This window comes from Patiriisocius sp. 208BN25-11 (assembly GCF_058147145.1).
Genome location: NZ_JBYVJY010000149.1, coordinates 1 through 235, shown reverse-complemented (window position 1 = coordinate 235; position 235 = coordinate 1). Strand labels below are relative to the sequence as shown.

The 235-nt window shown below is 45.1% G+C and carries 1 protein-coding gene; it reads right to left on the bottom strand.

From position 1 onward, the window contains the following. The coding region (locus ACY2RS_RS15935) for a hypothetical protein (RefSeq protein ID WP_490099630.1) at positions 1-235 on the bottom strand (235 nt) is incomplete at both ends.

Sequence of the window (235 nt, the reverse complement as noted above, 5' to 3'; positions counted from 1 at the left end):
TGTACCAAAATTCACGCTATAGTTTTCCCAGTTTCCAGCAAAAGAGGGTGTAGAGACATCCTCTACGGAATTGTCATATTCTACAAGATAGCAATCGGCTTGCACCCCTACAAGATATGCAGGAGTTGTATCTGTATTATTGCCTAGGCCGTACTCGTGTATTCGTATGGTTCCGTCATCCTCAAAGTTTGCAGTAGTGCCAAGGTCGGTTGCCGTGGCTTGATTCCCTATAGTC